Source organism: Pseudomonas sp. SWRI154 (assembly GCF_014268645.1).
Classification (GTDB): Bacteria; Pseudomonadota; Gammaproteobacteria; order Pseudomonadales; family Pseudomonadaceae; genus Aquipseudomonas; species Aquipseudomonas marvdashtae.
In genome coordinates, this window is the sequence record NZ_JABWQW010000001.1 from 256,026 (window position 1) to 269,574 (window position 13,549).

Genomic DNA, 13,549 nt, shown 5'->3' on the forward strand with positions numbered 1-13,549 from the left:
GGATAACGATGCTCACTTGGTTACAACGCAACACATTCGATTTCCCGCCATTGGAAAAGGCCATGCGCGACCCCAACGGCCTGCTGGCTGCCGGCGGCGACCTTTCCGCCGACCGGCTGATCCAGGCCTATCGCCATGGCTGCTTTCCCTGGTTCTCGGAAGGCCAGCCGATCCTTTGGTGGTCGCCGGACCCGCGTACCGTGCTGTTTCCCGACGAACTGCACGTCTCGCGCAGCCTGCACAAGCTGTTGCGCAAGCAACGCTATGAAGTGACGTTCGACCGGGATTTCGCTGCTGTCATCAAGGCGTGCGCCGCACCTCGCGATTATGCAGACGGCACCTGGATCACCGATGCGATGCAGACCGCTTATCTGGAACTGCATCGACGTGGCTTCGCCCATTCGGTCGAAGTCTGGGATCAAGGGACACTGGTGGGCGGCCTGTATGGGCTGGCGATGGGGCAACTGTTTTTTGGCGAGTCCATGTTCAGCCAGGCCGACAATGCGTCGAAATTCGGCTTCGCAACCCTGGTCCAACACCTCAAGGAAGCGGGTTTCGTGCTGATCGACTGCCAGATGCCCACCGAGCACCTGCACAGCCTGGGGGCCCGATCGATCCCGCGCACTGCGTTCGCCGGTTACTTGGAGGCCCATCTGGACCAGCCCAACCGTGCCTCCTGGGTTTGCTGAGCGATATTCGCGCTCCTGGCTTACACTTCAATTGAAGTTTATTTCCGAGGGTCGATCATGACTGAGTTGGCGCGCTTGAAGTTCTATGCCACTCAACCCCACTCCTGCAGTTATCTGCCTGAGGAGCAGGCCACGACGCTGTTCCTCGACCCTAGCCAGCCCATGGATGTGCATGTCTACGCAGACTTGTCGGAGATGGGTTTTCGTCGCAGTGGCGATCATCTCTACCGGCCCCATTGCCAGCATTGCAACGCGTGCGTTCCCGCGCGCATCCCCGTGGCTCGATTCACGCCCAATCGCCAGCAGAAGCGCATTTTCAAGCGCAACGCCGACCTGCAGGTTCGGCCCGCCAAGCCACAGTTCAGCGAGGAATACTTCGACCTGTACCAGCGTTACATTGAACAGCGCCACGCCGACGGCGACATGTACCCACCCAGCCGGGACCAATTCTCGACTTTCCTGGTACGCGACCTGCCGTTTTCGCGGTTCTATGAGTTTCGCCTCGAAGGCAAGCTGATGGCCATCGCCGTCACCGACCTGCTGCCCAACGGGCTGTCGGCGGTGTACACCTTTTATGAGCCCGACGAAGAAAAACGCAGCCTCGGGCGCTACGCGATCCTTTGGCAAATCAACGAATGCCGGCGCCTGGGCCTGGAAGCGGTCTACCTGGGCTACTGGATCAAGAACTGCAAAAAAATGAACTACAAGACCCAATATCGGCCCATTGAATTGCTGATCAACCAGCGGTGGGTTGTCTTGAACTAAGGCAGCTCGCAGGTTATTGCCCGATCCCGGCGCCAGCCCCATTGATGAACCTCCCAAGAACCCCTTGGCTTGCCCCCCCTTTTTCGGGCACAATGCACGCCGCTTTTGCCTGGCGCAGTTGCACCGGGCCATTCACTGGATACCGAGGGCTTTACTGCATGTCGAAAGAAGACAGCTTCGAAATGGAAGGCACTGTCGTCGACACCCTGCCCAACACCATGTTTCGTGTGGAGTTGGAAAATGGGCACGTCGTAACCGCGCATATCTCCGGCAAGATGCGCAAGAACTACATTCGTATTCTTACCGGTGACAAAGTGCGCGTCGAGCTGACGCCCTATGACTTGAGCAAAGGGCGCATCACTTACCGCGCTCGCTAACAAGTCAATACAAAACGCCCGGCTGATGTCGGGCGTTTTTGTTTTTGGATCGTTCCCACGCTCCGCGTGGGAATGCAGCCAGGGACGCTCTGCGTCCCAAAAGCCGAACGCGGAGCGTCCGTTGAGGCGCTCCCACGCGGAGCGTGGGAACGATCCCAACACACAGCAAAAAGGCGCCTTTCGGCGCCTTTTGCTTTGGTGCATGTAACGATCAGGCCATTTCGGCCGTGGTTTCGAAGTCGAACGTCAGCTCGCCGTCCTTGATGTCGATGTGGACCACACCGCCATGCTCGGCCAGTTCGCCGAAGAGGATTTCCTCGGCCAGCGGACGTTTGATCTTGTCCTGGATCAGGCGAGCCATCGGCCGCGCGCCCATCGTCACGTCGTAGCCACCTTCTGCCAGCCAACTGCGCGCCGCATCGGTAACCTCCAGCAACACACGCTTGTCTTCGAGCTGCGCCTGAAGTTCGGTAAGGAACTTGTCCACGACACTCTTGATGACTTCATGACTGAGGCGACCGAACTGGATAATGGTGTCCAGGCGGTTGCGGAATTCAGGCGTGAAGCTCTTCTTGATCACTTCCATCGCATCGGACGAGTGGTCCTGATGGGTGAAACCGATCGAAGCACGCGCCGCGGTCTCGGCACCGGCATTCGTGGTCATGATGATGATCACGTTGCGGAAATCCGCCTTGCGCCCGTTGTTATCGGTCAGCGTACCGTGATCCATGACTTGCAGGAGCAAGTTGAAGACTTCCGGATGCGCCTTCTCGATCTCATCGAGCAACAGCACGCAGTGCGGTTGCTTGGTAATCGCCTCGGTCAGCAAGCCGCCCTGGTCGAAACCGACATAACCTGGAGGCGCACCGATCAGACGCGAGACGGTATGACGCTCCATGTACTCGGACATGTCGAAACGCACCAGCTCGATGCCCATCGCCTTGGCCAATTGCCGCGCCGCCTCGGTCTTGCCGACACCGGTAGGACCGGCGAACAGGAACGAACCCACCGGTTTGTCCGGCGACTTGAGACCGGCGCGGGACAGCTTGATGGCGGTCGACAGCGAGTCGATGGCCGCATCCTGGCCGAACACCGTCAACTTCAGGTCGCGCTCCAGGTTACGCAGCAATTCCTTGTCGGAACTGGTGACATGCTTTGGCGGAATCCGCGCGATTTTCGCAACGATGTCCTCGACTTGCGGCACTTCAATGCGTTTGACCCGATTTTCCACCGGTTGCAGCCGCTGGTAGGCGCCCGCCTCGTCGATTACATCGATGGCCTTGTCCGGCATATGCCGGTCATTGATGTAGCGCGAGGCCAGTTCGGCGGCGGCGCGCAAGGCTTCATCGCTGTATTCGATGCCGTGATGCAGCTCGAAGCGGCCCTTGAGCCCGCGCAGGATACCGATGGTGTCTTCCACCGACGGCTCCGACACATCGACCTTCTGGAAGCGCCGCGCCAGGGCACGGTCCTTCTCGAAGATCCCGCGGAACTCCTGGAACGTGGTCGAGCCGATGCAGCGGATATCGCCCGACGACAGCAACGGCTTGAGCAGATTGGAGGCATCCATCACGCCACCCGACGCCGCCCCGGCACCGATAATGGTGTGGATCTCGTCAATGAACAGGATCGCCTGGGGACGCTTCTTCAGCTCGCCGAGCAACGCCTTGAAGCGCTTCTCGAAGTCCCCGCGGTATTTGGTACCGGCCAGCAAGGCGCCGAGGTCGAGGGAATACACCACGCTATTGGCGAGCAGGTCCGGCACCTGATTGTCGACGATACGCTTGGCCAGGCCTTCGGCGATCGCGGTCTTGCCGACGCCCGCCTCGCCCACCAGCAGCGGGTTGTTCTTGCGACGCCGAGCCAGGATCTGCGCTACACGCTCGACTTCCGACTCGCGCCCGACCAGCGGGTCGATACGCCCCTGGCGCGCCAGTTCGTTCAGGTTGCTGGCATAGGCATCCAGTGGATTGCCCGAAGAAGAAGACTCACCGCCCTCGTCGTCCTGCATATCCTGCTCACCCTCGGAATGATCGCCATGCCCCGGCACTTTGGAAATGCCATGGGCGATGTAGTTGACGACATCGATACGTGCAACGCTCTGCTGCTTGAGCAGGAAAACCGCCTGGCTTTCCTGTTCGCTGAAAATCGCGACCAGCACGTTGGCTCCGGTCACTTCACGCTTGCCCGAGCTCTGTACATGAAAGACAGCACGTTGCAGGACACGCTGGAAGCCCAGGGTTGGCTGGGTTTCGCGATCCTCATCGTGGACAGGGATCAATGGCGTGGTGGAGTCGATGAACTCCTGCAAATCATGCTTGAGTTTATCGAGGTTTGCGCCGCAGGCACGCAAAACGGTGGCGGCAGCCTCGTTATCCAATAGGGCCAGCAGCAGGTGCTCGACGGTCATGAATTCATGACGCTTCGAACGAGCCTCCTTGAAGGCAAGATTGAGGGTGACTTCGAGCTCGCGGTTTAACATAGCTTCACCTCATACCCAAGTGGTCGGCGTTAACCGTCCTTCTCGATTTCACAGAGTAGCGGATGCTGGCTTTCCCGGGCGTACTGGTTGACCTGCATGGCCTTCGTCTCGGCGATGTCGCGGGTAAACACTCCACATACTGCCCGTCCCTCTGTATGGACGGCCAGCATGACCTTGGTCGCCAGCTCGCGATTCAGGTTAAAAAACACCTCGAGCACTTCGACGACGAAATCCATCGGTGTGTAGTCATCGTTGAACAAAACCACCTTGTACATCGGTGGCGCCTGTAACGCAGGCTTTGCTTCCTGAACAGCAATGCCTGCGGAATCGTCGTCATGTTGATCCGGGCGATCCTGATTGAATGTTAGTCGAATCTGGCTGATTGCATGCATGGAAAGAAAGGTTCGTTTAGTTAGCGAATACAGTGATGGGGCCACTTGCAGGCGATTTCAACCGCTACTGCCCGATCACCTTGACTATCGGGAAATCGGTGTTACAACCAATAGAGCCCACCGTGGGTTAAAAAGGTCCGCGAAGTCAATCCGATTTCCATTGATCGACGGCGGATGATCAGGATGATACTCCGTTGCCGGGGTGTGTTGCAGAGGGAAATTGGTATGTCGGGCACCGGGATGCGATTCAAGGGAAAGGTCAAATGGTTCAACAATGCCAAGGGCTATGGTTTCATCAACGAAGACATACGACTCGAAGAAAATCAACAAGCCGAAGACCTCTTTGCACATTTTTCGGCGATCCAGATGGACGGCTATAAAACCTTGAAGGCCGGGCAAGCCGTGACATTCGATAAAATCCAGGGCCCCAGGGGCGTGCACGCCATTGCCATTGTCCCGGTCGTCGTGCAGACCGATGCCGCCCCGGTAGTCGTCCGGACCCGCGTCACTGAAAACCACTGAAGCCCTGCCCCAACGCCACGAAAAATGCCCGGTTCGATCACTCGAACCGGGCATTCTCTTTTGGCCTGGACGCGCTTACATGTGCGAAATCAGCGCATCGCCGAAGCCAGAAGACGACACCAGCTTGGCGCCGTCCATCAAGCGTTCGAAGTCATAGGTCACGGTCTTGGCCGAAATCGCGCCGTTGGTGCCCTTGATGATCAAGTCGGCTGCTTCGGTCCAGCCCATGTGGCGCAGCATCATCTCCGCCGACAGGATCAGCGAACCCGGGTTGACCTGGTCCTTGCCTGCATACTTGGGCGCGGTGCCGTGGGTGGCTTCGAACATCGCCACGGTGTCGGACAGGTTGGCGCCTGGTGCGATGCCGATGCCGCCCACTTCCGCCGCCAGGGCGTCGGATAGGTAGTCACCGTTCAGGTTCAGGGTCGCGATCACGTCGTATTCGGCCGGACGCAGCAGGATCTGCTGCAACATCGCATCGGCGATGGCGTCCTTGACGATGACATTCTTGCCGGTCCGCGGGTTCTTGAACTGCATCCACGGCCCGCCGTCGAGCAGGGTGGCGCCGAACTCCTCGGCCGCTACTTCGTAGGCCCACTCCTTGAAGGCACCTTCGGTGAACTTCATGATGTTGCCTTTATGCACGATGGTCAGCGAATCGCGGTCATTGTCGACAACATATTGCAAGGCTTTGCGCGCCAGGCGCTTGGTGCCCTGCTTGGAAACCGGCTTGACACCAATACCGCAATCTTCGTCGAAGCGGATCTTGGTGACGCCCATTTCTTCTTTCAGGAATTTGATGACCTTGGTGGCCTCGGCCGAACCGGCTTTCCATTCGATGCCGGCATAAATGTCTTCGGAGTTCTCGCGGAAGATGGTCATGTCCACGTCGCCAGGCTTCTTGACCGGGCTGGGCACGCCTTCGAACCAGCGCACCGGGCGCAGGCAGACATACAGGTCCAATTGCTGGCGCAGCGCTACGTTCAGCGAGCGGATACCACCACCAACCGGGGTGGTCAGCGGACCCTTGATGGAAACCACATAGTCTTTGACCGCGTCCAGGGTTTCCTGGGGGAGCCAGGTGTCCTGGTCGTAGACCTGGGTAGCTTTTTCACCCGCGTAGACTTCCATCCAGGAAATCTTGCGCTTGCCGCCATAAGCCTTCTCAACCGCTGCGTCGACGACCTTGATCATCACCGGACTGATATCAACGCCAATGCCATCGCCTTCGATGAAGGGGATGATCGGGTTGTCGGGAACATTAAGAGAATGGTCTGCATTGACGGTGATTTTGTCACCGACGGCCGGAACCTGAATCTTTTGATACCCCATGCTGAACTCCATTGCTTGGATTGAACATCTGGCTGCGTTCGAGCGTACCCCAGTTGTATCGGCACGCAAACCCTACGTTCGGCCCATGCCGGGCAAATTAATCGACTTCGCCGCGTACAAGCCTGAAAACCAAGGGAAAAGCGCCAAACTTGAGCATAGCCCAGCCCTGCGACCTGCGACGTTTAGACCAATGGACGTGTACGGAAGTCTATGAACCGTCGGCAGATCGCCAGCTACCTATGTATAATGCCGCCGCTGACCACAGGGTCACGACGGCTGATGGCTCTATCACGAGACTTTCCGCCAGCTTGAAAGCCGGTCCGTTACCGCGGCCCAACCGCTTGACGCTCGACTGATGCACCCAACATCACCGCGAAGAAACCTCGACATTCGGCTCACGGATGACTTTGAACGAACGCGCTTACCCGGCGCCCCTCGAGTTTCTGCGCATGCTTTAGCAAAGAAGAGAGTTAATCCGAATATGCCCACCCGCTCGAAGATCATCTATACCTTCACCGACGAAGCGCCTGCCCTCGCCACCTATTCGCTGCTGCCGATCGTCGAAGCCTTTACCGCTTCGGCCGATATCGCCGTGGAAACCCGCGATATCTCCCTCGCAGGGCGCATCCTGGCCAGCTTCCCCGAGCAACTGGGTGACAAAGCCGTAGCCGACCACCTCGCCGAACTGGGCGACCTGGCCGTCACGCCTGAAGCCAACATCATCAAGCTGCCGAACATCAGCGCCTCGGTGCCGCAACTGCAGGCCGCGATCAAGGAATTGCAGGCCCAGGGCTATGCGCTGCCGGACTACCCGGAAACCGTGGGCACCGACGCCGAGAAAGAAGTCCGCGCCCGCTACGACAAGGTCAAGGGCAGCGCCGTGAACCCGGTCCTGCGCGAAGGCAACTCCGACCGCCGTGCGCCGCTGTCGGTCAAGAACTACGCACGCAAGCACCCGCACAAGATGGGCGCCTGGGCTGCCGACTCCAAGTCCCACGTGGCCCACATGAGCACCGGTGATTTCTACGGCAGCGAAAAAGCCGCCCTGATCGACGCCGCGGGCAGCGTAAAAATCGAGCTGATCGCCAAGGACGGCACTGCCACCGTCCTGAAGGAAAAGACCACCGTACAAGCCGGTGAGATCCTCGATTGCGCAGTCATGGGCAAAAACGCCCTGCGCAACTTCATCGCCGCTGAAATCGAAGACGCCAAGCAAAAAGGCGTCCTGCTGTCGGTTCACCTCAAAGCCACCATGATGAAGGTCTCCGACCCGATCATGTTCGGCCAGATCGTCGCCGAGTACTACAAGGACGCGCTGGCCAAGCACGCCCAGGTGCTGGAGCAGATCGGCTTCAACCTGAACAACGGCATCGGCGACCTGTACGCCCGCATCAAGGCCCTGCCGGCCGAGCAGCAGGCGCAGATCGAAGCCGACATCCAGGCGGTCTATGCCGTTCGTCCGGCGCTGGCGATGGTCAACTCCGACAAAGGCATCACCAACCTGCACGTGCCGAGCGACGTTATCGTCGACGCCTCGATGCCGGCCATGATCCGTGACTCCGGCAAGATGTGGGGCACCGACGGCCAGTTGCACGACACCAAGGCCGTGATCCCGGATCGCTGCTACGCCACCATCTACCAGGCGGTGATCGAAGACTGCAAGCAACACGGCGCCTTCGACCCAACCACCATGGGCAGCGTGCCGAACGTCGGCCTGATGGCCAAGAAAGCCGAAGAGTACGGCTCCCACGACAAGACTTTCCAGATCAAGGCTGACGGTGTGGTCCGTGTCTCGGACAACAACGGTCGCACCGTGCTGGAGCAGAACGTCGAAGCTGGCGACATCTTCCGCATGTGCCAGACCAAGGACGCGCCGATCCAGGATTGGGTCAAGCTGGCCGTCAACCGTGCCCGCGCCAGCAGCACCCCGGCGATCTTCTGGCTGGACCCGATGCGCGCCCACGACGGCGTGATGATCGAGAAGGTCCAGGCTTACCTGAAGGATCACGACACCTCCGGCCTGGACATCCGCATCATGTCGCCAGTCGACGCGATGAAATTCACCCTGGCCCGCACCCGCGAAGGCAAGGACACCATTTCGGTGACCGGTAACGTGCTGCGCGATTACCTGACCGACCTGTTCCCGATCATGGAACTGGGCACCAGCGCCAAGATGCTATCGATCGTGCCGCTGATGAACGGTGGCGGCCTGTTCGAAACCGGCGCCGGCGGTTCGGCACCCAAGCACGTTCAGCAACTGCTGGAAGAAAACTTCCTGCGCTGGGATTCCCTGGGCGAGTTCCTGGCCCTGGCCGCTTCCCTGGAACACCTGGGCGTGACCTACAACAACCCGAAAGCGCTGGTGCTGGCCAAGACCCTCGACCAGGCGACTGGCGAGTTCCTGGACCGCAACAAGTCGCCTTCGCGCAAGGTCGGCGGCATCGACAACCGCGGCAGCCACTTCTACCTGACCCTGTTCTGGGCCCAGGCATTGGCGGCCCAGGATGACGACACAGCCCTCAAGGCTCAGTTCACGACCCTGGCCAGGACCCTGACCGACAACGAAGAAACAATCGTTGCCGAGCTCAACGCCGTCCAGGGCAAGCCAGTGGACATCGGCGGCTACTACTTCGCCAACCCCGAGCTGACCAGCAAGGCCATGCGCCCAAGCACCACCTTCAACGCGGCGATTGCTGCGCTGGTGTAAGGTTGTAAGGAAGCACCACGAACCCCGGCCTTGTGCCGGGGTTTGTGTTTCTGGCCCCCCCCATTTCCCCCTGACAACCTACTCCCCCTGTGGGAGATTCTATGGTTGAGGGGAAGCCCTCAAGCCGCTTTTGATTTTGATCTTGATCTGGGGCGCCCCGTTAACCACGATGGCCGAACGCAGGCATTGTGCAGTGGGCAACCCGGCATGGATGCCGGGTTAGCCGCGCTGGGCCATGGATGGCCCTTCGCGGCGGCCCACGGAGCAATGCCGGAGTGAGGGCATGCCGAGCCTAGGCGAGGCACCGAGTGGTGGGGCAAAGCCTTTTTGGTTACTTTTTTGGCGTCTGAAAAAAGTGACCCGCTGTAAGAGCGGAACCCCAAGCAGCCGTTACCGCAGCAATGGATATGTACTCAATCAAGGCCAGCACCCAACCCATCATCGCGCCTCCCCCACAGCAGCCCACATCCCAATCTGAGAAATAAAGGAGTCTTATGAACTGGCACCCCCACATCACCGTCGCCACCATCGTCGAGGACAACGGCCGCTTCCTGATGGTGGAAGAATCCAAGGGCGGCCGCGCGGTGCTCAACCAGCCCGCCGGCCACCTGGATCCCAACGAAACCCTGATCGAAGCCGCCATACGCGAAACCCTCGAAGAAACCGGCTGGGACGTCGAACCCACCAGCGTCACCGGCATCTACCTCTACACCGCCCCGAGCAACGGCGTGACTTACCAACGGGTCTGCTTCGCCGCCAAGGCCCTGAAACACCATCCCGAATACCAACTGGACGACGGCATCCTCGGCGCCCATTGGTTGACCCGCGACGAACTGCTCGAACAACGCGACCACTGGCGCAGCGAGCTGATTATCCGCTGTATCGACGATTTTCTGGCCGGCCACCGTCACAGCCTGTCACTGATCCGCCCTTCTCTTTAGCCTTGCGCGCCCGGGCCTGATAGAATCGCGTCCTTTTTCAAGACACACATTGAATTCCTATGCGTGATCCAGCCTCTTCGAATACCCCCAAGCAGCGCGTCATCGTCGGCATGTCCGGCGGCGTGGACTCTTCCGTTTCCGCCCTTCTGCTGATCGAGCAGGGTTATGAGGTGGAAGGCCTGTTCATGAAGAACTGGGAAGAAGACGACGGAACCGAATACTGCACCGCCATGGACGACCTCGCAGACGCCCAGGCCGTATGCGACAAGATCGGCATCAAGCTGCACACCGCCAACTTCGCCGCCGAATACTGGGACAACGTGTTCGAGCATTTCCTGGCCGAATACAAGGCTGGGCGCACGCCGAACCCGGACATCCTCTGCAACCGCGAAATCAAGTTCAAGGCGTTCCTCGATTACGCCATGATGCTCGGTGCCGACCTGATCGCCACCGGCCACTACGTGCGCCGTCGCGACATCGACGGCCGTACCGAACTGCTCAAGGGCCTGGACCCGAACAAGGACCAGAGCTACTTCCTGCATGCCGTCGGCGGTGAGCAGATCGCCAAGACCCTGTTTCCGGTGGGTGAACTGGAAAAACCCGAAGTGCGCGCAATCGCCGAGAAACACCAGCTCGCCACCGCCAAGAAGAAGGACTCCACCGGGATCTGCTTCATCGGCGAGCGTCGCTTCAGCGATTTTCTCAAGCAATACCTGCCAGCCCAGCCGGGCGAGATCAAGACGACCGAAGGCGAAGTCATCGGTCGCCACCATGGCTTGATGTACCACACCATCGGCCAGCGCCAGGGCCTGGGCATCGGCGGACTGAAAGATGCCGGCGAAGAGCCGTGGTACGTGCTGGTCAAGGACCTGGAGCACAACGAGCTGATCGTCGGCCAGGGCAACGACCATCCGTGGCTGTTCTCCCGCGCCCTGCTCGCCTCCGACATCTATTGGGTCAACCCGATCGACCTCAGCGAGCCGCGTCGCCTGACGGCCAAGGTTCGCTACCGCCAAAGCGACCAGCCCTGCACCCTGGAAAAAACCGCCAGCGGTTATCGCGCCACGTTCGATGATCCGCAGCGCGCGGTCACACCCGGCCAGTCCGTGGTGTTCTATGACGGCGACATCTGCCTGGGCGGCGGCGTGATCGAAGTCGCAGAGCCTTGGAGCAACAAGGCATGACGCAGACCCAGGAGCAACTGACAGCGCTGGGCGGCGTATTCCTCGCCGCCGTGCTGGTGGACCGGATCGCCAAGACCGGCCAGGCCACCGAAGCCGGCCTGGGCTGCATGCTCGGCAGCCTGCTGGTGCGCGACCCCAAGGACACGCTGGAAGTCTACGGCGGCGACGACCTGAACCTGCGCGAAGGCTATCGCGCCTTGATCGGCGCCCTGGAGCGCGACCCCAGCACCCTGCAACGCGAACCGCTACGCTACGCCCTGTCGATGCTGGGCCTGGAACGCCAGCTGGCCAAGCGCGACGATTTGCTCGAAACCATTGGCAAGCGCCTGCCGCAGATCCAGTCCCAGGTCGAGCACTTCGGGCCGTCCCACGAAAACGTCATCGCCGCCTGCGGTGCGCTGTACCAGGACACCCTGAGCACCTTGCGCCAGCGCATCCAGGTCCATGGCGACATGCGCAACCTGCAGCAACCGAACAACGCCTCGAAAATCCGCGCCCTGCTGTTGGCCGGGATTCGCTCGGCGCGGCTATGGCGACAACTCGGTGGTCATCGCTGGCAACTGGTGATCAGCCGTCGCAAATTGTTGAAAGAGCTTTACCCGTTGATGCGCAACGAATAAGTCGCCTCAACCTGTTTTTTTAGCTTATTACGCGTAACACGCCGGTCAGTTGGCGACGGACCGGCGCTGGTTTTCATGTATGATACGCGCCCCATTTCGTTGCCCGACTGTCCGAGAACACCCCATGCAGCTCTCTTCGCTCACTGCGGTTTCCCCTGTAGACGGCCGCTACGCCGGCAAAACCCAGGCCCTGCGCCCGATTTTCAGCGAGTACGGCCTGATCCGTGCCCGCGTCCTGGTTGAAGTGCGCTGGCTCCAGCGCCTGGCCGCCCACCCCGGCATTGGCGAAGTCCCGGCCTTTTCCGCCGAAGCCAACGCAGTATTGAACACCCTGGCCGACAATTTCGCGCTGGAGCACGCCGAGCGCGTCAAAGAGATCGAGCGCACCACCAACCACGACGTCAAGGCCATTGAATACCTGCTCAAGGAGCAGGCCGCCAAGCTGCCGGAGCTGGCCAACGTCAGCGAGTTCATTCACTTTGCCTGCACCAGCGAGGACATCAACAACCTGTCCCACGCGCTGATGCTGCGCGAAGGTCGTGACGACGTGCTGCTGCCACTGATGCGCCAGACCGCCCAGGCCATCCGCGAGCTGGCGATCCGCTTCGCCGACGTGCCGATGCTCTCGCGCACCCACGGTCAACCGGCTTCGCCGACCACCCTGGGCAAGGAACTGGCGAATGTGGTTTACCGCCTGGAGCGCCAGATCGCCCAGGTTGCCGCCGTGCCATTGCTGGGCAAGATCAACGGTGCCGTGGGCAACTACAACGCCCACCTCTCGGCCTACCCGGACATCGACTGGGAAGCCAACGCCCGCGCCTTCATCGAAGACGAACTGGGCCTGAGCTTCAACCCGTACACAACACAGATCGAGCCGCACGACTACATCGCCGAGCTGTTCGATGCGATCGCCCGTTTCAACACCATCCTGATCGACTTCGACCGTGATATCTGGGGCTACATCTCCCTGGGTTACTTCAAGCAGCGCACCATTGCCGGCGAAATCGGTTCCTCGACCATGCCGCATAAGGTCAACCCGATCGACTTCGAAAACTCCGAAGGCAACCTGGGCATTGCCAACGCGCTGTTCCAGCACCTGGCGAGCAAGCTGCCGATTTCCCGCTGGCAGCGCGACCTGACCGACTCCACCGTGCTGCGCAACCTGGGCGTGGGTTTTGCCCACAGCGTCATCGCCTACGAGGCCAGCCTCAAGGGCATCAGCAAGCTGGAACTGAACGAGCAGAAAATCGCCGCCGACCTGGACGCCTGCTGGGAAGTCCTGGCCGAGCCGATCCAGACCGTGATGCGTCGCTACAACATCGAAAACCCGTATGAAAAGCTCAAGGAACTGACCCGTGGCAAGGGCATCAGCCCTGAAGCGCTGCAGACTTTCATCGATGGCCTGGACATGCCTGCCGAGGCCAAGGCTGAGCTGAAGAAGCTGACACCGGCCAGTTACATCGGCAACGCAGCGGCACAAGCCAAGCGCATCTGAGACACCGCTTCATCTTTGAGACGCCCGGCCGCGCCGGGCGTTT

Annotated in this window: 12 protein-coding genes; 9 read left to right on the forward strand and 3 right to left on the reverse strand. The window is 60.1% G+C overall.

The window, feature by feature from the left end:
* The first annotated feature begins 8 nt into the window (after positions 1 to 8).
* The 3 genes from aat (at position 9) to infA (ending at position 1,831) form a co-directional block, all read left to right on the forward strand.
* Positions 9 to 689, forward strand: coding sequence for a leucyl/phenylalanyl-tRNA--protein transferase (gene aat / locus HU806_RS01105; RefSeq protein WP_186609284.1), 681 nt, complete (start codon positions 9 to 11; stop codon positions 687 to 689).
* Between the two features lie 57 nt (positions 690 to 746).
* Positions 747 to 1,454, forward strand: coding sequence for an arginyltransferase (locus HU806_RS01110; RefSeq protein ID WP_186609286.1), 708 nt, complete (start codon positions 747 to 749; stop codon positions 1,452 to 1,454).
* Between the two features lie 158 nt (positions 1,455 to 1,612).
* Positions 1,613 to 1,831: a translation initiation factor IF-1 gene (gene infA / locus HU806_RS01115; RefSeq protein WP_002553999.1), complete on the forward strand. Its 219-nt coding sequence runs from the start codon at positions 1,613 to 1,615 to the stop codon at positions 1,829 to 1,831.
* 211 nt (positions 1,832 to 2,042) lie between these two features.
* Here infA and clpA read toward each other — a convergent pair whose 3' ends face one another.
* Positions 2,043 to 4,313 carry an ATP-dependent Clp protease ATP-binding subunit ClpA gene (gene clpA, locus HU806_RS01120; protein WP_186609294.1) on the reverse strand — a complete coding sequence of 757 codons (2,271 nt, stop codon included), beginning with the start codon at positions 4,311 to 4,313 and terminating at the stop codon, positions 2,043 to 2,045.
* Positions 4,314 to 4,342: 29 nt separating this feature from the next.
* Positions 4,343 to 4,705: an ATP-dependent Clp protease adapter ClpS gene (gene clpS, locus HU806_RS01125; protein ID WP_053157775.1), complete on the reverse strand. Its 363-nt coding sequence runs from the start codon at positions 4,703 to 4,705 to the stop codon at positions 4,343 to 4,345.
* A 240-nt stretch (positions 4,706 to 4,945) separates the two neighbouring features.
* Here clpS and HU806_RS01130 point away from each other — a divergent pair, with 240 nt between their 5' ends.
* Entirely contained in the window at positions 4,946 to 5,227 is a 282-nt protein-coding gene (locus HU806_RS01130) for a cold shock domain-containing protein (protein ID WP_186609625.1), read from the forward strand.
* 75 nt (positions 5,228 to 5,302) lie between these two features.
* On the opposite strand, the gene icd is transcribed toward HU806_RS01130, so the two are convergent.
* Positions 5,303 to 6,559, reverse strand: a complete 1,257-nt coding sequence (gene icd, locus HU806_RS01135; protein ID WP_186609296.1) for an NADP-dependent isocitrate dehydrogenase — start codon at positions 6,557 to 6,559, stop codon at positions 5,303 to 5,305.
* Between the two features lie 481 nt (positions 6,560 to 7,040).
* Between icd and HU806_RS01140 the strand changes: the two genes are divergently transcribed.
* The 5 genes from HU806_RS01140 to purB all read left to right on the forward strand — a co-directional run bounded on the left by HU806_RS01140 (position 7,041) and on the right by purB (position 13,506).
* The gene (locus HU806_RS01140; protein ID WP_186609298.1) at positions 7,041 to 9,266 is read left to right on the forward strand and encodes an NADP-dependent isocitrate dehydrogenase; all 2,226 of its coding nucleotides are present in this window, start codon (positions 7,041 to 7,043) and stop codon (positions 9,264 to 9,266) included.
* Positions 9,267 to 9,760: 494 nt separating this feature from the next.
* A complete protein-coding gene (locus HU806_RS01145) occupies positions 9,761 to 10,207 on the forward strand; it encodes an NUDIX hydrolase (RefSeq protein WP_186609300.1) in 447 nt (148 codons plus the stop codon).
* Between the two features lie 59 nt (positions 10,208 to 10,266).
* Entirely contained in the window at positions 10,267 to 11,391 is a 1,125-nt protein-coding gene (gene mnmA, locus HU806_RS01150; RefSeq protein ID WP_186609302.1) for a tRNA 2-thiouridine(34) synthase MnmA, read from the forward strand.
* Positions 11,388 to 12,011 (forward strand): high frequency lysogenization protein HflD, encoded by a 624-nt coding sequence (gene hflD / locus HU806_RS01155; protein ID WP_186609304.1) that lies wholly within the window; start codon positions 11,388 to 11,390, stop codon positions 12,009 to 12,011. The genes mnmA and hflD overlap by 4 nt, the downstream gene beginning before the upstream one ends.
* A gap of 124 nt (positions 12,012 to 12,135) precedes the next feature.
* The gene (purB, locus tag HU806_RS01160) at positions 12,136 to 13,506 is read left to right on the forward strand and encodes an adenylosuccinate lyase (protein WP_186609306.1); all 1,371 of its coding nucleotides are present in this window, start codon (positions 12,136 to 12,138) and stop codon (positions 13,504 to 13,506) included.
* Positions 13,507 to 13,549 lie beyond the last annotated feature (43 nt).